Origin of the sequence: Corynebacterium sp. HMSC066C02, assembly GCF_001814945.1 — a bacterium.
Lineage (GTDB): Bacteria > Actinomycetota > Actinomycetes > Mycobacteriales > Mycobacteriaceae > Corynebacterium > Corynebacterium aurimucosum.
The window spans coordinates 23,878-41,938 of the sequence record NZ_KV818440.1; the positions used below are offsets into that span (position 1 = coordinate 23,878).

Here is an 18,061-nt window from a genome sequence, read left to right on the forward strand (position 1 = left end):
GACTTAGAGCAGGATCTGCGCGAGCACAGAACCGACTACGCAGGAGGTAACGACAGAGATGGCGCCGGGGATGATGAACGAGTGGTTGATAACGAATTTGCCGATGTGTGTCGTACCGGTTCGGTCGAAGCCAATGCAGGCCAAATCGGAGGGGTACGTCGGCAGAATGAAGTAGCCGTAAGCAGCACCGTAGAAGCCCACGATGACCGCTGGGTCAATGCCTAGCTGGAGCCCGATGGGAGCAATAGCTACGAGTGCCGCAGCCTGGGAATTGACCAGCTTAGACACGATAACCAAGACGACAGCGTAGGCCCATGGAGCGGCTTCGACGACGCTGCCAAGGTTGGATTCCAGGGCATCGATGTGGGCTTGGAAGAAGGTGTCTGCCATCCAGGCCACGCCGAAGACTGAGAACACTGCGGTCATACCAGCTTTAAAGACAGGAGTTGAGGCGATCTTCGCCGGTTCCACCTTGCAGCTCAGCAAAATGATGGCGCCGGCCACCAGCATAATCATCTGGATGACCAGGTTCATTGGGTATAATGCCAGCGTAACCGCCGTACTGTTAAGAGGGCCGCACCGCCCCAACAGCAATCAGAAAGTCAACTAACCAGACATCTCATCGGCGTTGACGGCGCTCGCGCACGCGCACCGCGATGCGCACAGGCGAGCCATGGAATCCGAAGCGCTCGCGGAACTTGCGCTCCAAGTAACGGCGGTAGCCCGCATCCAGGAAGCCGGTGGTAAACAACACGATGGTCGGCGGCTGCGTGGATGCCTGGGTAGCGAACAGCACGCGCGGGAGGCGGTTATTGTTCATCGGCGGCGGGTTGGCGGCGATTGCCTCGCGCATCCAGTTGTTGAGCTGACCAGTCGACACGCGCTGATCCCAGCTCTCGAGAGCCTCGATCATGGCGGGTTCCAGCTTCTGCAGGGCGCGGCCGGTCTCCGCCGAGATATTCACGCGGGTCACCCACGGCAGGTGCCGCAGGTTCTCATCGATCTCGCGCTCCAAGTAGTAGCGGCGATCCTCATCCACAAGGTCCCACTTATTGAAGGCAATAACCAGAGCCTTACCGGCTTCCAAAATCATATTGAGAACGCGTTGGTCTTGCTCGGAGACTTCCTGGGAGGCATCGATAAGCATGATGCACACCTCGGCCGCGTCGATCACGCCGCGCGTGCGCAGCGAAGCGTAATACTCGTGCCCCTGCGCATTCTTGACCTTCTTGCGCAGGCCCGCAGTGTCGATGAACTTCCATAGCCGCTGATCCAGCTGCACCAAGGAGTCGACCGGGTCGACAGTCGTGCCGGCAGCATTGTCCACGACGGAGCGCTCCTCCGCCGTCAGCTTATTCAGAAGCGAGGACTTACCCACATTTGGCTTGCCCACCAGCGCTACGCGGCGGGGCCCAGAAGTAATCGAAGAATGGCGCGGTTCCTCGGGGAACAAACGCAGAATCTCATCCAAGACGTCGGCGCCACCCCGGCCGTGCTGGGCGGATACCGGCCACGGATCTCCCAAGCCCAGCGCGTAGAACTCGGCCATATCTGCGTACATCGTCTCCGAATCAAACTTGTTCGAGACGAGAATGACCGGAACTTCGGAGCGCTGCAGCTTTCGAGCCATCACAGCATCGGTTTCCGTGATGCCCACCTTGGTGTCCACCACGAACACGATGACATCGGCGGTCTCCATAGCCTGCTCTGCTTGGCGGGCGATGGCAGCGTGGATGCCCTTGACATTCGGATCCCAACCACCGGTGTCCTGAACGAAGAAGCGCTGGCCATTCCAGTCCGCCACGTAGGACACACGGTCACGGGTCACACCAGGATGGTCCTCCACCACTGCTTCACGGCGGCCAAGGAATCGGTTCACCAGGGAAGACTTGCCCACGTTCGGGCGGCCGACCACGGCCACAGTGCAGAGGTTTTCCTCAGTGTGCTCCTCGCCTACTCCGAAGGCATGCGATAGTGCTGCCCATTCCTCCTCGCTCAGTGGGGCATCACCTTCGGTCGGTTCGTCTTGCTCACCGAAATCAGCCTCGCCGAATTCCGAATCATCGAATTCTGACTCGTCAAACTCATAATCGAAGTCCTCGGAATCGAAATCTTTTTGCGCCCAGCCGCCGTGCGGATCGTGCACGACCTCTTCCTCGAGCTTGCCTACCGGGTAATGAAACTCCGTCTCGAATTCTTCCGGCTGCTGCTCGGGATTCAGGTCCGGATTCTGCGGTTCATTAGTCATTCGAGGCCTCCTTTGCAGCAGATTCTTTCACGACGGCGATGAGTGCGTCGAGGACTTCCTCACGGGTCATCTCGGACGTATCGACGAGCACCGCGTCCTCAGCCGGGCGCAACGGCGAGGTGGCGCGGGAGGAATCTGCGGCGTCGCGCCGTTCGACGTCGGCAAGCACGGTGTCAAAATCCGATTCAATGCCGGCGGCGAGGTTCTGGTCGTGGCGGCGCTGCGCGCGGACCTCGGCACTGGCCGTCATATACGCCTTCGCGGGGGCATCCGCGAGAACGACAGTGCCGATGTCACGTCCTTCCACAATCGCGCGGTGGGCCTGTGCCGACAGCTTCCGTTGCAGTTCAACAAGGTTCTGACGTACTTCCGGGATTGCCGATACCGCCGAGACATTGCGGGTGACCTCATCCTCACGGATAACGCGGGAAACGTCTTCACCATCGAAGATAACCTGGGTGGAATCAGGGTCATCGGAGACCTCAAGGGGAAGGTCTGCAGTCGCGGCAATCACCGCTTCAGTATCTGCCGGGTCCACCCCTGCGCGCAGTACAGCCAGAGTAGCTACGCGGTACATGGCCCCAGTGTCGACATACTTCGCCTCAAGCCGCTTGGCCAGCGCACGGCACGTCGTGGACTTACCGGTCCCAGAGGGGCCGTCAACAGCCAAGATGAGGCCTTGATCGGGCATATTTGAAATCATTACATCCCCACCGCCTTGTACAGGCTGGTCAATTCATTGGAGTTAAGAGCACGCAGGGAGCCAGGCTTCATATCGCCCAGCTGTACTGTGTGAAGCTTGGTGCGCACGAGGCGCTGAACTGGGTAGCCGGCTTCCTTCAGCATGCGGCGAACGATGTGCTTGCGCCCCTCGTGCAATTCGACACGCACCAGCGAATAGCCCTGGTTCTTGTCCACGATTTGCACATAGTCAGCCTGTGCCAGGCCATCTTCCAATTCGATGCCCTCACGCAGTTGGCGAACCAACTTCTTATCGGCCTCCCCCAGCACGGTAGCCAGGTAAGTCTTAGAAACCTCGTACTTAGGGTGCATGAGGCGGTTAGCAAGCTCGCCATCATTAGTCAGTAAAAGTAGGCCCTCGGTGTCAGCATCGAGACGCCCGACGTGGAATAGGCGTTGACCTGCCACGACGCGGTCAGCCACGACATCACCCACACAAGGCCGGCCCATGTCATCCGACATGGTGGACTGCATCCCGCGGGGCTTGTTGAGCACGAAGTACTGTGTCTCTTCGTTGACGTTGATGCGGGTGCCATCAACTCGGATGACGTCCTTGTTGGGGTTCACACGGGTGCCCTGCTTGATGATGACCTGGCCGTTAACTTCGACTCGGCCCTCATCGATCAGGATCTCAGCGTGGCGGCGCGAAGCAACGCCGGCCTTGGCCAACACCTTTTGGAGGCGTTCGCCCTGATTCTGGGAATTCTTCTTGCTGTTGGCGCCTACCAGCCAATCCGCGCCTAGGTCTCGCGCGACGGAATCTGCGGTGGCCTTCTTCTTTACATGCTGGTGGCGAGCCGGCTTAGCGTTCGAGACGATCATGTCGCTGTCACGCTTTTTCTTTTCCGGTGTGCCGTCGCGGCGAGCGGGTGGAGTCACGGGAGTGTGTCCTCTCAATAGTTCTTCAATTTGCTGGGCGCGAAAACACGCCTCTGTCCGGCCGCAATCTTACCGCAGAGTATGCCCTTATGAGTAGTCCTCCTCGATCTGCTCGATGTCTGGCAACAGCGGAGCAAGATCCGGAAGGCGCTCAAGAGAATCAATGCCGAGTAGCTCGAGGAAAAGCTCAGTGGTTTCATACTGGTGCGCATGTCCCACAGAGGGCTCAGGGCTTTCTATCTCCCGAATAAGTCCACGCAACAAGAGCGTCCGGACAACTCCATCAACGTTAACGCCGCGAACACCTGCGACTTGAGCTCGGGTTACCGGCTGGCGGTATGCAATGACCGCCAAGGTTTCCAGGGCGGCGCGGGAGAGTTTGGTTTGGGTGCCATCGAGAACAAACTGCTCGACGGCATCTGCGTTCTCTTTACGCGTATAGAAGCGCCACCCCTCAGGTGTCTCACGCAGGTCGATTCCGGAACCACGCTCGGCCAGTTCTCGTTCCACAGCCCGCAAGGTATCGCTGACAACAGTGGGCTCCGCGTCCAACACGCGGGCCAGCTCTTCCACGCTTGCAGGCGAGTCGACGACGAGGAGTATCGACTCGAGGCGTGAGCGCAGCTGCGGGATGAGGGGCAAAGCTCCCTGTCCGCTGGAGGTGGCCGCTTCGCTAGGTGCCGGAGATGACGTGTCGTCCATGTCTCGGTAGCGTACCTTAATCCCAGTTCGCTGCTGCGACTACGGCCGGATCTACGTCGAGTCCAGTCCACGATAGTTCGAGCGGCCCCAAAGATTCCGGCTGGGAAGCATCCACCGCCTTGGCTTTATATAGCTCCAGCAACGCCAGGAAGCGGCCGACGATTTCCATAGAGACAGTACAGTCCCTCGTTAAGGCATCGAAGCTCATCCACTGCCCCGTACCCAGCAGCTTGAGCGTAGTGAGGATCTTTCCGGCCTGCTCCGGCACGGAAACGGCAACTTGGTGGATGTGCCCCGTCGCGACCTCCTCCGGCGGTTTAGGCCGGAAAACACCTGCGGCCAGCTCTGCGAAGCTCGCTGGAGTGTGCCCAAGCTTCACCGGCGGGAGGAGATCACTAAAGCGTTCCTCCATGGCCACCGCCCGCGGATAGCGCCGCCGGGCAGCACGTTGCCACTGCGCGAACTGGTCGGCGACTTGTTTATAGGCCTTATACTGAAGCAGACGCGCGAAAAGAAGATCGCGGGTCTCCAAAAGCTCTAGGTCCTCCACGTCATCAACCTCGCCGCGCGGTAACAAACGCGCCGCCTTCAGGTCCAGGAGTGTGGCGGCGATAAGGAGGAACTCCGTAGTCTCATCCAAGTCCGCAGTTTCTCCCAGTGCACGTGTATAAGCCACGAACTCGTCAGTAACTTCAGACAGCGCCACTTCCGTAACGTCCAGCTTCTTTGCCTGAATCAGCTGGAGCAGCAGATCAAAAGGGCCCTCGAAGTTGCCCAGCGCGATGCGAAAGCCGGTGATCTCCGGTTGGGTCATAGTAGGCGGCTAGCCGTTAGCCCGCTCAATGACCTCTTTAGCTAGGTCGCGGTACTGCTTGGCCGCCTGGGAGCTCGGGGCCCACGTAGTAATGGGCTCGCCGGCGACAGATGTTTCAGGGAAACGCACGGTGCGGGTAATCACCGTATCGAAAACCTTGTCACCGAAGTACTCCACCACACGGTCCATGACCTCGCGCGCGTGACGGGTGCGGCGATCAAACATGGTGACCAGAATGCCCATGATCTCGAGGTCAAAATTGATTCGGTCAGCCACCTTCTCCACAGTATCGGTCAACAAGGCGAGACCACGCAGGGAGAAGAACTCACATTCCATAGGAATGATGACGCCCTGCGAACAGGCCAAGGCGTTGACGGTCAGCAGGCCCAGGGAGGGCTGACAGTCAATGATGATGAAGTCATAGTCCTTGCGCACAGGGCGCAGCGCGCGGGCCAGAGTGTGCTCGCGGCCTACCTCGTTGACCATCTGGATCTCCGCGGCGGACAAGTCGATGTTGGCTGGAACAAGGTCGAGCCCAGCCACACCGGTATGCACAATCGCCGAGTGCACCGAGACCTCGCTGTCAAGCATGACGTCATAGATGGTGTCCTGGATCTGGTCGTGAGTCAGGCCCAGACCAGCCGAAAGAGCACCCTGAGGATCCAAGTCAACGAGGAGGACTTTACGCCCGAGCTCCGCCAAACATGCGCCCATGTTAATGGTGGACGTGGTCTTTCCCACGCCACCCTTCTGGTTGCACATGGAGATAATCGTCGCGGGACCATGCTTTTCCAACGGCTCTGGTTCCGGAAGCTCCCGCAGTGGGCGGCCGGTCAACCCGACCTGTGCTTCTGAGGCCTCAAACAGTCCCTCGTCGCTCACAGTCACACCTGCTTCCTTGACCTTACGGCCTCTCTGCGGCCTTTCCGCTTCGACACTGCAGCCCCGACCGGCGCTACATTCTTACATCCTTGTGATTATAGGGTACCCCTTGGGTGCCCGCGCCGCGATTATAGCTAGCACAAACCACAGAATAAACCCTGCAGCCTAGATTAAGAAAGCTCTTCCTTCGATGTCGAACGGCGCCTCTTCACGATAAACCCGACGATGAGAGCGATGATCCCGATGCCCACAATGCCCGCTGCGAGAGCGCCAGCTCCCACTTTCGAGCTATTCTGATCCTCGCTGTCAGACTCGTTAGCGCCATCAGAATCGAGCTGCTGCTCCGGCGGTACCTCACCAGCGTTCTCACGAGTCGGATCCGTAAGCGTCACTACCAGCTCCGCGGATTGAGTGTCCTTATTAAAGAACTGCATGATGAAAGGATTGTCAGGCTCCGTACCTTCTGGATAGGTCAACGTCATTGTGCGCGAGCCTTTATCAATCTCGCGCTTCACACCTTCCACAAACTCGCCCTCCGCATTGAGGTAGCGCAGCGTGACCCCGTCATCCTCGAGATGCTTGAAGCGGTTGTACAGATCTAGAGCCTGCTTGAAGCCAAGCTTGGCGGTAATTGTCTGTCCGCCGATCGTGGATTCCAGGTTGACATAAGCCGCGTGGGAATCATCGACACCCTCCCAGCCGCGGCCCATGCGCGGAGGACGCGCTTGGCCTTTTCCACCGCCATCCGTGGCAGGTGCCGAGCCGCCGGTGGCAGGATCATTTCCGCCTTCTTTTTCATCTCCGCCTGTGACACCCTGTGGATCTCCGTTATCCCCAAGACTATCCGCACCACCTGGGTTCTGCTGTCCCCCTCCGAGGCTGTCCGGATCACCACTTTCAGCCGCGTCATTGAGTTCCTCGGCAGTTACCTCAGCATCTGCCACGAGCACGATAGTCATGGTCACGCCCTGGTAGGTAACCGGAACACTGATTTGTCCTCCAGCTGCCGGCGCGGTCACCGTTGCCGTACCACCAGAAGCGCTCACATTCCATCCATCGGAGGCCACGTTGACATCGACAGGCACAGGCAAGGAGACGGTTGTCGTCTGACCAGCCGGCACCGGGACGGTGGCATCTTGCGCGTGCGCAACCTCTGACCCAATCCCAGCTATTCCACCCTTCCCGCTCACGGGGCCGGCGACGATACCGGACAGCGGGGCTACGGTGATCGCGAAGGCCAGAGCCATCCCGCGATAAGCTCGGGAGAAAGATGCGGTTGAAGCCATAAGAATCCTTTTCATTGGTAGACGTCGTGATGATTCTAGGTGCCTTTAGGCACGTGGGTGCGCAGTGCGCCATACTTCGCGGAGCGAATCCGCGGTCACGTGCGTGTAAATCTGTGTTGTCGTCACGGAAGAATGTCCCAAGAGCTCCTGCACGGTACGTACATCCGCCCCGCCTTCTAGCAGGTGGGTAGCAAAGGAATGCCGCAAAGTGTGCGGAGAAATTTTAGTGCTCAAGTGTGCGCGCTGCGCTGCGGTCTTGATCGCGGCCCAGGCGCTTTGCCGTGACAAAGCCCTTCCCCGAGTGTTGAGGAATAAGGCGTGGGAGGCCCCCGTTGCCAAAACCGGTCGGGCACGCACCAGGTAGTTCTCTACCGCTTTCACCGCATGCGAGCCCAGCGGAACCAGGCGCTGCTTATCGCCCTTGCCGCTCAGCAGGAGAATATCGCGCACCGACGTCGGTCCCTCACCCGTCACATCATCCACACTCAGCGAAATCACTTCGGAAATACGGGCGCCCGTTCCATACAGCATTTCCAAAAGGGCGCGATCCCGAATATCAATGGGTGTTGCGGATTCATTGGTGGGGATAGCGTTGAGGAGAGCCTCGACGTCGTGCACGCTGAGTGTCTCTGGCAACGCTTGCGCCCGCTTGGGCGGGGTCACTTCCGCAGCCACATTCTCCTCAATCATCCCCTCCGCTAGCGCAAACTTGTGCAAGCCGCGCGCCACAATCAGTGCGCGGCTAGCAGAGGACTGCGCCAAAGATTCTCGGAGAAAAACAAGGTAGTTTTCCACGTGCGCGCGGGTCACCCGGCGCAGATCCGTGATGCCGGATTCCGCGAGCCAATCAACGTAGCGATTGATATCTCGGCGGTAGTTGCTCACCGTATTCTTTGAGGCACCTTTTTCCACCATGAGGTGCATCAACCACGCTTGTCCAGCAGCTGCGGCGGGGCTTGACTGCGTCACAGCTTCTTCAGATCCGGTCCGGGGCGCCGTTGCGCTAGGGATTGCGGGCGCAGCTCGAAGGGCGCTTCGACCGAGCGTGCTGTGCGTCCCTCTTGCACGCAGGCATAAGCTGCGAGAATTCCCGCCACCGCAATCGAGTTCACGATCTCCCCCGCGAGGATTCGCTCGACGGCCTCTGCGAGGGGCACCCAGGCGAAATCCATGTCGGCTTCTTCATCGCCTTCGGCTGCGAGCTTCTCCACGGGGGACAGGCCACGCGCTAAGAAGACGCGCACGGCTTCCTCACAGAAGCCCGGGGAGGTCACCAGATCGGTCAACACTGCCCATTCCTCGGCGGCCAACCCGGCCTCCTCCTGGAGTTCGCGTTGCGCGCCGCTGAGCTCATCTTCATCCTTGACGTCGAGCAATCCGGCTGGTAGCTCCCACAGGCGCTTGGCGACGCTATGGCGGTACTGCTGCACCATGGCGACCCGGTTGTTCTCATCCAAGGCCACAACGGCGACAGCGCCGAGGTGCTCTACAATCTCGCGTTGCGCTACGACCTCCCCTGGCATGATGACGTCATCGCGACGTACGGCGATGATGGGGGCGTCGACAAGCATCTCGCTACCTACCGTGCGAAAATCGTGGGACATCTAGAGGTCCTTCGGCAGTGCCGGAGCTGCGCCTTCAGCATTCGCCGCAGAACCGTAGACGCCCTTACCGCCATCCAGCTGTTCCTTCACCGCCAGGACTGTCGCCATCTGGGACACTGGGTGATCAATAGAATCCACAGTGCTGATTCCTGTCTTGGCGGCACGCAGCTTATCCAATACTCCATCATCGCCGGCAGATTGCACGCGACCGGCATAGACCATAGCGGTGTCTACGGAATCAAAACCTTCGAGGAATTTGACGGTGGTATCGATAGCGTACTTCTTGGCAGGGCTGTCCTCATCATCCCCTGGGACCAAGCCGCCGCCCACGACAACGACTGCTTGGGCTGGAAGAATAGTCCCGTCTTTGTAGTCGATATAGCCGGCATCGCGCAAGGCACGAAGCAAGGTGGCCCGGTCCTCAACGCTGGCAAGAGGCTGGGTTGTTTTAGCATCCATCAGCAGGCCCGCGGCGAGAGCTTGGCCGGAATGAGTACCGGCGTCGACTTTCTTTTTGTCGAGCTTCGCGCCGGCCGGCAAGGTAGAGGTGACGAGGGACAGGAGCTTGTCTGCCGAATCTTGGGCAAGGAATTTATCGGTCAGCTTGATGCTTCCGGCATCGGTGGAATCCGCCGAGCCCAGCAGATCCTTCACGGCCTTAACATCGGCATCATCAGCATCGGGCATGCTCAGCACCATGACTGGGCGCTGGACTAGGGTTCCATCGACTACGAAACGGCCGAGTTCGCCCATGACGGAATCCGCAGAGTCCAGCTGAGCCTCTGCAATTTTATTGTCCAGTACCAGCTCGCTGTACTTTTCCCGCACCTCATCTGTGGATTCACCGCCGGGGCCAGGGGCAGAATCCATGTTGGGGGCAATCACCAATGTGCCAAGTGCAATGCCTAGTGCTGCGCCGAAACCGAGCCCGGCAACGACGAGGGATTTAGGAGACATCATCACTTGAACCACCCCTGCACGCTCAGTGCGAAGTTATTCCAGGTATCGATCAAGTTCTGGAGGAAGGATTCATCGCCACCCAAGCCGACGATCAGAATAACCACAGCAAGCGCCACGAGAATGCCGAGCAGCGCCCACAGCCACCCCATAGCGCCGGAATTCGGCGCAGTATAGAGGTTAATAACAGCGTCCGCGTCCACGAGGCGCGTTCCTGCCTTCATGTGGCACAGCAAGGCTGCCGGCGTAGCATTCGGCTCATTGGCGAAGATGTCATCGAGGTCGAGAGCTCCCCCTACCTGCACAATCATCTGCGCTTCGTGGTAGTCCGCGAGCAGGAGAGCAAGATCGGTGGCTGAGTCCGTAGCTGCCGGGAAGGTCATCGCGCCAATCCCCAAATCTTGAATGCGCTCGAGTCCTTCAGCCGTCCCGTCTGGCTCGGCGGGGAGAATAACCTGGGCACCGCTGCGCAGGGTTTCCGAGCTAACTTCGGAGGGGTTTCCTACGATGAAGTGGGGTTGATATCCCAGCTCTACCAACGTATCGGCTGCAGAATCCACGCCGATGATGATGGGTTCATACTCGCGGATGAAATTACGCAGAAGTGTTAGCTTCTTACGGTGTTCCTCGGAGGGCGAGACCACGAGTACTTTACGGCCAGCCATGTCGGAACCCGCATCGGGTACGCCTAGGCCGTCGATGAGCAGCGGCCCCTCGGAGTGAATGAACTCGATGGAGTTGCCGAAATATGCCTCCATGTGATCGATGAGTTCCTGTTGAGCAGAAGCGAAATTCTTCTCCGCCCGGTCACGAGTAACTACCGTTCCGGAGGACAACTGGGTATCGCCAGAATAAATCGCTCCGTCCTCAGTAAGTCGAGCCTTCTTTCCATCCTTGAAGTTACTCACGAAGTCTTGACCGACGCCTTCAACGAGGGTGACATCGGCGTCGAGAAGCATATGCGGGCCATAGTTCGGGATAGAACCAGTGGAAAACTCGGCGACGTTGATAACGGCGGCCGGCTTCATGTCCACGAGGGTCTGGGCCTCTTGGCGGGAAATATTGGCGGCGTTGATGACGGCGAAGTCACCGGCGCTAAACTTCTTCATGCCCTTGCCACCCGGGGTGCAATCACGCAGCGCGCCGTGTTCTCCAGGCAGATCGGTGTTACGGGAAAACAGACTCATGCCTGACAGTTTCCCCTGTTAGGCGCTCAATGTGTGGAAGGCGCGCGGAAAGTCTCCACTTCTGCTTGAGCTCTATCGAAAAGCTCCTGAGCGTGCGCGCGACCGGTCTCGGTGTCATCGAGACCAGCGAGCATACGAGCGAGCTCCTCGACGCGCTCCTCAGGGGTCAAATCCGCCACGCCTGACGTGAACTTCTCTTTGGACACATGCAGGTGCGAATCTGCATAGGCAGCTACCTGGGGCAGGTGGGTAACGCAGATGACCTGGTTGGTAGTCGAAAGCCGTGCTAGGCGACGCCCAATTTCCACCGCCGCACGCCCTCCGACGCCGGCATCCACCTCATCGAAGACCAGCGTGGTGCCGTCGCCACTGGCCAGGACCACCTCCATAGCCAGCATGACGCGGGAAAGCTCACCTCCCGAGGCCGCGGAAGCTAGCGGCTTGCCGTTGAGTTGGAACTCAACCTCATCCGCGCCAGTTTTGGAATATTTGGCCTTCTTTACGGCGACCGTCAAGGTGGAGTTGGGCATGGCCAAGCCGTGGATCTCTTCGGAGACCTGGGTGCCCAGTTTCTTCGCTGCCTTAGTACGGGCAGCAGTGAGTGCTTCTGCCTTGGCCACCATCGTCTTTTCGGCCTCCATTACGTCCTTCTTCAAGGCTTCGAGGGCCTCGGTGGAGGTATCTAAGGTCGCAAGTTTCGCTTCAGCGGCGTCCCGCCAGGCCAAAACTCCATCGATGTCAGCGGCATACTTGCGCGTGAGGAGCTTAAGCTCCTGCTGACGTTGCAGAGATTCCTCAAGGAGGTTGGGATCCGCGGGCAGATCGCTTAAATACGTGGTGAGCTCGGCAGCGATATCGGTCAGCTGCGCGGTGACTTCACCCAACCGCTCTCCCAGCCGGGTCAGCTCGGCATCGCTCGCCCCATTTAGTGCCGATTCAGCTGCGCCGACAAGATTGACAGCAGTGTCCTCATCACCAAAACCTTCTCCACCGTCCACAGCGCTCAGAGCAGTAGCTGCGCCTTCACGCAAAGCATCGACGTCCTGCAAACGCTTAATCAGGGTCACGAGCTCAGCATCCTCACCAGGCTCCGGCTCGAGATCAGAAATCTCCTTGATGGCAAACTGCAAGCGGTCCACCTCTTGGGCCATCTCACGACGGGACTCCATCCGGTGCTGGTAGTCCTTGGCCAATGCGCGCCACTTCCTAAAAGCCTCGGTATACGCAGTACGGAACTTCTCGATGGAAGGCTCGAAGCGATCGATGGCGGCCAACTGTTGATCAGCCGACAGCAAGCGCAGCTGGTCATTTTGTCCATGCACAGTGATGAGGTGGGAAGCGAATTCCCCCAATGTCGCCGCCGGTACCGAACGCCCACCCAGGTACGCGCGTGAACGTCCCGCCGCAGACACCGTGCGGGAGGCGATATACTCACCGTTTTCATCCGGCTCTCCCCCTGCGTCCTCGACCAACGCCGCCACAGCCAGTGAATCGGAGGAAAAATGACCTTCCACAGCCGCCTTCGCGGCCCCATCGCGCACGCGTGAGGCATCAGCGCGACCGCCAGCCAGCAGGCGTAGTCCAGTCACAACCATGGTCTTACCGGCGCCAGTTTCACCGGTAAGCACGGTAAGACCCTGCGAAAGCTCCGCAGCGGAGCTTTCGATAACGCCGAGGTCAGAGATGCTGATATCTACGAGCACAGTGCGGTATCTTCCTTCCTGAAAACGCGCTAAGGCAGTTAATGCCGCGGTCCGCGCCAGCCTTCCACGGGAAGGCGGAGCTTGGACACGAGGCGGTCGGTGAAGGGCTGCTGGTCCAAGCGAACCCAGCGCACGGGCCTTTCACCACGCACGATTTCCACGCGCGAACCCGGCGGCATAGAAATCTCACGGAAACCATCGAGGATTACCACGGCCGGAGTCGTAGCCGAGGCCGATTCGACCGCCACCTGCGAATCCGGAGAAACTACGAGTGGTTTAGTAAACAGTGCATGCGCATTGTTCGGAACCACCAGGATGGCATCGAGAGAGGGCCACAAGACGGGACCACCCGCTGAAAAGGCATAGGCCGTAGACCCCGTCGGAGTGGAGATAAGAACACCATCACACCCAAAAGCTGAGACTGGGCGCCCATCTACCTCGAGGATGGCATCGAGGACCCCCGAGCGGTTGAGGTTCTCAATGGAGGCCTCATTGAGCGCCCAACTACGCTCCCGCAGCTCGCCTTCCGAATCAAAGACGCTCACGTCGATGGTCAAGCGGTCTTCGACGTCATAGGACTGCTCGATGACGCGCACAAGCGCACGGTCTAGGGACTCCGCTTCCCATTCTGCGAGGAAGCCCACGTGCCCCAGATTGATGCCTAGGACGGGGACGTCTACTGCGCGTGCCATGTCGGCAGCGCGCAAGAACGTGCCATCACCACCGAGCACGAGGACTAACTCACAGCCTTCGGCTGCCGCCGGGGTATGCCGCACGTGCTGCAGCCCAGGGAGAACGGTGTCCGCTCCGCAAACGCGTACCTTGATGCCAGCCTCCTGCAGCAGCTCTGCTGCACGGTGTGTGGCAGCGAGGTTGTCCTCGCGGCTAGCGTGCGGGACAAGAAGAATTTCGCGGCGAGTGGCGCCCTCCGCGGCACTAGTCCTGCTCACTGGGGTCCTTCCTTGATTGCCGTGTCGATGAGTACATCCAGCTTATCTTGCGGGGTGGACAAGCCATCCTTGACCAACCACAGGAAGTATTCAACATTGCCGCTTGGTCCAGGTAGTGGGGATGCCGCCACGCCTTTGACGCTCAACCCGAGCTCTTGGGCGAAGACAGCCACGTCCTTAGTCACTTCCGCGCGAAGCTCAGGCGAGCGCACTACTCCGCCCGCCCCAATCCGGTCCTTTCCTACTTCAAACTGAGGCTTGACCATGGGTAATAACCATGCGCCATCAGCCATGCATTCTGCGATTGCCGGAAGTACCAGCTTTAGGGAGATGAACGAAAGGTCACCCACCATAGCGTCGCAAGGCCCATTCGTCTGTTCAAGAGTCAGGTTGCGAATATTGGTGCGGTCAAGCACAGTAACGCGCTCATCATTCTGCAAGCGCCACAATAGCTGTCCATAGCCCACGTCAACAGAAAGCACTTCTGCGGCACCGTGGTGCAAACAGACATCAGTAAAACCGCCGGTGGACGCCCCCGCGTCCAAGACACGCTTGCCCTTGAGGTCCACGTCGAAAGCCGCGAGCGCACCGAGGAGCTTGTGCGCACCACGCGACGCCCAATCATCACCCTCGCTGGCTTCGACCTTAATCGACACCTCAGGCTCGACCACTGTCGCGGGTTTCGTAGCCTTGAAGCCCCCAACCGTCACCCGACCAGCCTTGATCATCTCAACGGCTTGTTCTCGTGAGCGCGCGATCTTGCGGCGTACCAACTCTGCGTCGAGACGGCGACGTTGCGGTGGCATGATTAGGTCCTCTTTCCCCTAGATTCCTCGGCGATTCGCACTAATTATCTTGGAGCGCATCGCGCAACACGGTATGAGCGCGGTCCAGCTGGGCTAGCTCTTCCTTAAGAGTCTCTGCCGGCTCGGTGAGAATCTCGGTGATGGACGCATTGAGGGTCTCTGGAGCCAACACTGCGCGCGGGTCATGGGGTTTTACTGCCATGTGGATACTACCCTCTCCGCGGCTTCACTCCGCGGCTGAATGTAGCGCGGAGGCTCAGAGCCTGCCCAGGCTACTTCCAAAACGGTACGCAGTGCCTCGACCGAAGTTGACTTCTCATCGCCACCTTGGAGGACAATGTCATAGCCGTCAAAACGTGCTCTAAACCCGCCCTGGGCGCCCGGACGCGCTTGCGCTTCCGACAAGGAAAGCTCGTGGAATCCGGCACCAATGAAATTCGGACGCTCCTCCGGTGTTGCTTCAATGAGCGCCAGCTCACGAGACACGCCTGTCAGCACGTGGAAGGTATCCATGGCCGCATTGTTGCCGCCGACGATATCGGTGTCTAGACGGTCACCGACAGCCAGGGGTTTGGTCGACCCCACCAGCTTGGCCGCCTGCGTAAACATAGCGGGCTCCGGTTTGCCTGCAGAAATAGGTTCAACACCGGTGGTCGAAACAACGGCCGCGACGAGCGAGCCATTACCCACAGCCATTCCGCGCTCCGTCGGCAGCGACGTATCCAGGTTCGAGGCATAGTATTTGGCACCTTGATTGATGGCGAGCGCACCTTCAGAGAGCTGCTCCCACCCCACAGACTTATCCATGCCCTGCAGCACGGCGGCAGGCCGATCATCGGCGCTGTCGACGACGATGAAACCTGCGTCCCGCGCGAGCGCGCGGAAGGAGTCTGCGCCAATAACAAGGACCTTCGCGCCCGCGGGCAGATCTTCGCGCGCGATTTTTATTACAGCTTGGGCTGAGGTGACAACGCGATTGGCATCAGCGTCCAGCCCGATCTCACCGAGCATGTCTGCCACGGTCTGGGGGCTACGCGACGCATTGTTCGTCACATACACCGCGGGAATGCCACAGGAGTTAATAACGTCAACGACGCATTGAAGGGCCTGTCCGCCTTCCCACACAGTTCCGTCAAGATCCAGCAACAGTGAATCGTGGGTTTTGAGAATACTCATTGTTTACACTCGGCCAGACGCTCTGCGGCGTCGGTCCAGTCTCCTTCATCAATGTCGATCGCGTGCTGGAACCATTCCCGTGCCTCATCCTTACGGCCGGCCTCCAGCAACGCATTCGCATAGGCATAAGCAAGACGGCACGCGGAGACACCCTTGGCGTCCTTCGTGGGCTGCGCACGTTGAATCGTGACCACAGCGGAGTCTGCTTGGTCCATGTCCAGCCGCGCGCCTGCAGCGACAATGGCCAATTCGATAGCGTCCTCCGGGGCGAGTTCCTTAGCCTCCTCGCTACGCCACAGCTCGACAGCCTTCTCTGGGCGCCCAAGTCCGCGCTCGCAGTCAGCCATCACCGCCATCAGACCTGGACCACCAGAAATACGGCGTGCAGCGCGCAGCTCTGCGAGAGCTTCCTTCCACTCACCTGCACGATAAGCGGCGATACCGTTCATCTCTCGAGCAACCGAGACACGACCGGCACGATCCTTCGCTGCGCGCGCATGGCGAAGCGACAGCTGTGGATCATCATCAAGCCAGGTTGCCGCCATGATGAGGTGCTTAGCCACAGCTTCAGAGTTCTCCTTCGATAGCGAGGAGAGGTCCTGCAGAACCGAAGGATCGAGATCAGTGATATCGATATCAGAAGGCAGGTCCGGATCCGTCATGCGGCGGTTGATACGCTCCTCACGGTAGCCCGAACGTTGCGGATGAGAGGCCTTGTTCTTATCACGACCGTGCCTCTTAGGATTATTGCGGCGAGGGTTAGCACCATCGCGGCCGCCTCGACGATCACCGCGACGCTCTTGACGACGCCCCGATGCGCCGCCACGCTTTTCAAACTTCCGGCCACCAGAGCGGCTGTTTCCCCGGTTGCTTTCCGAGAAACCTTCGCGGCCACGCCCGTGGTCGCGGGAGTTAGATTCAGACATTAAATCCATGCACTTTCTGCGGTAGACGCGTCCGTATGTACCGAACCAGTCTACAGGTCAGCTTCGCAAAACCGGCAATACACTGGCTGGTAGGCGAAACGGGCCGCAACCACCGTTTGACGTCTAAGACTCAGGAAAACCAAAAAGCATCCAGCCTCTCCAGTGACCAATCATGCCGCACGCGGTCCAAGCCAGCAGCCACCTGGGCAGCGGAGAGTCCATGTTCCACGCTTCCGTGCTCCAATGGCTTGCTGCGGACGACAGCCCAGAATGTCCAGCCATTATTGTGAATCGCGTCAAGCCGAAGACCCTTCCGGTCCCGCGCCAAGACTGCGCCTTCCTCAATCATTCGGTCTGGGCTCAGACCTTCCACCAACACCTTGAGCATCCGGGATTCGCCGCTCGGCGCCACGACAACAGCTTTTGCGGTATAAAAATGACCCTTCTTTCCAGTATTTCCGCTCTTGCTGTCGTAGAAAAAGCTGCCGAGGAGGACTGGATAAAAGTCGATCCAGCCTTTCTTCCAAGCCTTATTAATCCTAAAGGCCAACAGCATATGCCGGGCCACGAGGAAAAAGAGGTAAAGCAACAACCCGCCAAGGAGAAGCGCCAATAGCCCTGGAACCTGCATGCTATTCAAGAGCAAGCCAAAGAACAAGATAAAACTTGCTATCAAGGCTATCGCCCCGAAAAAGACCAGCCCATCGCGAATAGCGCGCATCTGAGGAACTCGTGCCTCGGACTCGAAAACGGGACAAAGGTTATAGGGGGAGGGACTATCGTTCTCTCTGCAATAGGGTACGGACTTCAGATCGCTGAGGAAGACTGGGTTATAAGAATGCCTAAAAAGACTCGGCGATTGTGGAAACCTCATCGCTAGCTCCTCAACGACCCCTCAGGACGAAGTGTGTACACGGACATCATTCTAGTTCGTGAGCGTGATAAAGGTCCGCAACACAAAAGTGCAGACGTGGAAGTACAGACCTGCAGCGTGACTGATCAGGAGACCCGGGCCCGTACTTGGCTGCGACCAGTGGGTCTGTACTTTCGGGTCTGTACTTTTAGAATCCTCTGGCCGTTAACCCACAGATGGTGCGGCTTGGTTTCATGAGGGTTGGAAAACGCCTTTAGGGCCCTAGACATGGTGTTGTCTAGGGCCCTGAAGGGTTGTATTGAGTTGTTTGTTTTGTTTGGTGTCGG

At 58.9% G+C, this 18,061-nt stretch carries 18 protein-coding genes and 1 pseudogene; all 19 read right to left on the bottom strand.

Going from position 1 to position 18,061, the window contains the following annotated elements:
• Positions 1–3: 3 nt before the first annotated feature.
• Positions 4–534 (bottom strand): annotated as a pseudogene (locus tag HMPREF2996_RS02980) (anaerobic C4-dicarboxylate transporter family protein); the annotation flags it as partial.
• Positions 535–619: 85 nt separating this feature from the next.
• Complete coding sequence (gene der, locus HMPREF2996_RS02985; RefSeq protein ID WP_070730055.1) at positions 620–2,248, bottom strand: ribosome biogenesis GTPase Der; 1,629 nt, start codon at positions 2,246–2,248, stop codon at positions 620–622.
• Positions 2,241–2,951 (bottom strand): (d)CMP kinase, encoded by a 711-nt coding sequence (gene cmk / locus HMPREF2996_RS02990; RefSeq protein WP_070445103.1) that lies wholly within the window; start codon positions 2,949–2,951, stop codon positions 2,241–2,243. Before cmk ends, der begins: the two co-directional genes overlap by 8 nt.
• The gene (locus HMPREF2996_RS02995) at positions 2,951–3,868 is read right to left on the bottom strand and encodes a pseudouridine synthase (RefSeq protein WP_070730057.1); all 918 of its coding nucleotides are present in this window, start codon (positions 3,866–3,868) and stop codon (positions 2,951–2,953) included. Before HMPREF2996_RS02995 ends, cmk begins: the two co-directional genes overlap by 1 nt.
• Before the next feature lie 87 nt (positions 3,869–3,955).
• Complete coding sequence (gene scpB / locus HMPREF2996_RS03000; protein WP_070711842.1) at positions 3,956–4,570, bottom strand: SMC-Scp complex subunit ScpB; 615 nt, start codon at positions 4,568–4,570, stop codon at positions 3,956–3,958.
• Positions 4,571–4,586: 16 nt separating this feature from the next.
• The gene (locus tag HMPREF2996_RS03005) at positions 4,587–5,384 is read right to left on the bottom strand and encodes a segregation and condensation protein A (RefSeq protein WP_070730059.1); all 798 of its coding nucleotides are present in this window, start codon (positions 5,382–5,384) and stop codon (positions 4,587–4,589) included.
• Positions 5,385–5,393: 9 nt separating this feature from the next.
• Positions 5,394–6,272: a ParA family protein gene (locus HMPREF2996_RS03010; RefSeq protein ID WP_201828169.1), complete on the bottom strand. Its 879-nt coding sequence runs from the start codon at positions 6,270–6,272 to the stop codon at positions 5,394–5,396.
• 164 nt (positions 6,273–6,436) lie between these two features.
• On the bottom strand, positions 6,437–7,552 hold the full coding sequence (locus tag HMPREF2996_RS03015; protein WP_070730060.1) for a hypothetical protein: 1,116 nt from the start codon (positions 7,550–7,552) through the stop codon (positions 6,437–6,439).
• A gap of 45 nt (positions 7,553–7,597) precedes the next feature.
• Complete coding sequence (xerD, locus tag HMPREF2996_RS03020; protein ID WP_070730062.1) at positions 7,598–8,476, bottom strand: site-specific tyrosine recombinase XerD; 879 nt, start codon at positions 8,474–8,476, stop codon at positions 7,598–7,600.
• A 41-nt stretch (positions 8,477–8,517) separates the two neighbouring features.
• The gene (locus tag HMPREF2996_RS03025; protein ID WP_070445084.1) at positions 8,518–9,156 is read right to left on the bottom strand and encodes an NUDIX domain-containing protein; all 639 of its coding nucleotides are present in this window, start codon (positions 9,154–9,156) and stop codon (positions 8,518–8,520) included.
• Complete coding sequence (locus HMPREF2996_RS03030) at positions 9,157–10,116, bottom strand: copper transporter (protein WP_070445081.1); 960 nt, start codon at positions 10,114–10,116, stop codon at positions 9,157–9,159.
• On the bottom strand, positions 10,116–11,300 hold the full coding sequence (gene steA, locus HMPREF2996_RS03035; RefSeq protein WP_070445078.1) for a putative cytokinetic ring protein SteA: 1,185 nt from the start codon (positions 11,298–11,300) through the stop codon (positions 10,116–10,118). The genes HMPREF2996_RS03030 and steA overlap by 1 nt, the downstream gene beginning before the upstream one ends.
• 26 nt (positions 11,301–11,326) lie before the next feature.
• Positions 11,327–13,003 carry a DNA repair protein RecN gene (gene recN, locus HMPREF2996_RS03040; protein WP_070445074.1) on the bottom strand — a complete coding sequence of 559 codons (1,677 nt, stop codon included), beginning with the start codon at positions 13,001–13,003 and terminating at the stop codon, positions 11,327–11,329.
• Positions 13,004–13,041: 38 nt separating this feature from the next.
• On the bottom strand, positions 13,042–13,953 hold the full coding sequence (locus tag HMPREF2996_RS03045) for an NAD kinase (protein ID WP_070445071.1): 912 nt from the start codon (positions 13,951–13,953) through the stop codon (positions 13,042–13,044).
• Positions 13,950–14,759: a TlyA family RNA methyltransferase gene (locus tag HMPREF2996_RS03050; RefSeq protein ID WP_070730065.1), complete on the bottom strand. Its 810-nt coding sequence runs from the start codon at positions 14,757–14,759 to the stop codon at positions 13,950–13,952. Before HMPREF2996_RS03050 ends, HMPREF2996_RS03045 begins: the two co-directional genes overlap by 4 nt.
• Before the next feature lie 40 nt (positions 14,760–14,799).
• The gene (locus HMPREF2996_RS12810; RefSeq protein ID WP_168166675.1) at positions 14,800–14,961 is read right to left on the bottom strand and encodes a hypothetical protein; all 162 of its coding nucleotides are present in this window, start codon (positions 14,959–14,961) and stop codon (positions 14,800–14,802) included.
• Positions 14,952–15,935, bottom strand: coding sequence for an HAD-IIA family hydrolase (locus tag HMPREF2996_RS03055; protein ID WP_070730067.1), 984 nt, complete (start codon positions 15,933–15,935; stop codon positions 14,952–14,954). Before HMPREF2996_RS03055 ends, HMPREF2996_RS12810 begins: the two co-directional genes overlap by 10 nt.
• Complete coding sequence (locus HMPREF2996_RS03060; RefSeq protein ID WP_070730068.1) at positions 15,932–16,861, bottom strand: tetratricopeptide repeat protein; 930 nt, start codon at positions 16,859–16,861, stop codon at positions 15,932–15,934. The genes HMPREF2996_RS03055 and HMPREF2996_RS03060 overlap by 4 nt, the downstream gene beginning before the upstream one ends.
• A 130-nt stretch (positions 16,862–16,991) precedes the next feature.
• Positions 16,992–17,582 carry a hypothetical protein gene (locus HMPREF2996_RS03065; protein ID WP_246822979.1) on the bottom strand — a complete coding sequence of 197 codons (591 nt, stop codon included), beginning with the start codon at positions 17,580–17,582 and terminating at the stop codon, positions 16,992–16,994.
• Positions 17,583–18,061 lie beyond the last annotated feature (479 nt).

Coding starts and splice junctions, on each gene's coding strand:
- der (WP_070730055.1), bottom strand. CDS start 2,248: ATGACTAATGAACCGCAGAATCCGGACCTGAATCCCGAGCAGCAGCCG.
- cmk (WP_070445103.1), bottom strand. CDS start 2,951: ATGATTTCAAATATGCCCGATCAAGGCCTCATCTTGGCTGTTGACGGC.
- scpB (WP_070711842.1), bottom strand. CDS start 4,570: ATGGACGACACGTCATCTCCGGCACCTAGCGAAGCGGCCACCTCCAGC.
- HMPREF2996_RS03005 (WP_070730059.1), bottom strand. CDS start 5,384: ATGACCCAACCGGAGATCACCGGCTTTCGCATCGCGCTGGGCAACTTC.
- HMPREF2996_RS03015 (WP_070730060.1), bottom strand. CDS start 7,552: ATGGCTTCAACCGCATCTTTCTCCCGAGCTTATCGCGGGATGGCTCTG.
- xerD (WP_070730062.1), bottom strand. CDS start 8,476: ATGCACCTCATGGTGGAAAAAGGTGCCTCAAAGAATACGGTGAGCAAC.
- HMPREF2996_RS03025 (WP_070445084.1), bottom strand. CDS start 9,156: ATGTCCCACGATTTTCGCACGGTAGGTAGCGAGATGCTTGTCGACGCC.
- HMPREF2996_RS03030 (WP_070445081.1), bottom strand. CDS start 10,116: ATGATGTCTCCTAAATCCCTCGTCGTTGCCGGGCTCGGTTTCGGCGCA.
- steA (WP_070445078.1), bottom strand. CDS start 11,300: ATGAGTCTGTTTTCCCGTAACACCGATCTGCCTGGAGAACACGGCGCG.
- HMPREF2996_RS03050 (WP_070730065.1), bottom strand. CDS start 14,759: ATGCCACCGCAACGTCGCCGTCTCGACGCAGAGTTGGTACGCCGCAAG.
- HMPREF2996_RS12810 (WP_168166675.1), bottom strand. CDS start 14,961: ATGGCAGTAAAACCCCATGACCCGCGCGCAGTGTTGGCTCCAGAGACC.
- HMPREF2996_RS03055 (WP_070730067.1), bottom strand. CDS start 15,935: ATGAGTATTCTCAAAACCCACGATTCACTGTTGCTGGATCTTGACGGA.
- HMPREF2996_RS03060 (WP_070730068.1), bottom strand. CDS start 16,861: ATGTCTGAATCTAACTCCCGCGACCACGGGCGTGGCCGCGAAGGTTTC.
- HMPREF2996_RS03065 (WP_246822979.1), bottom strand. CDS start 17,582: ATGCGCGCTATTCGCGATGGGCTGGTCTTTTTCGGGGCGATAGCCTTG.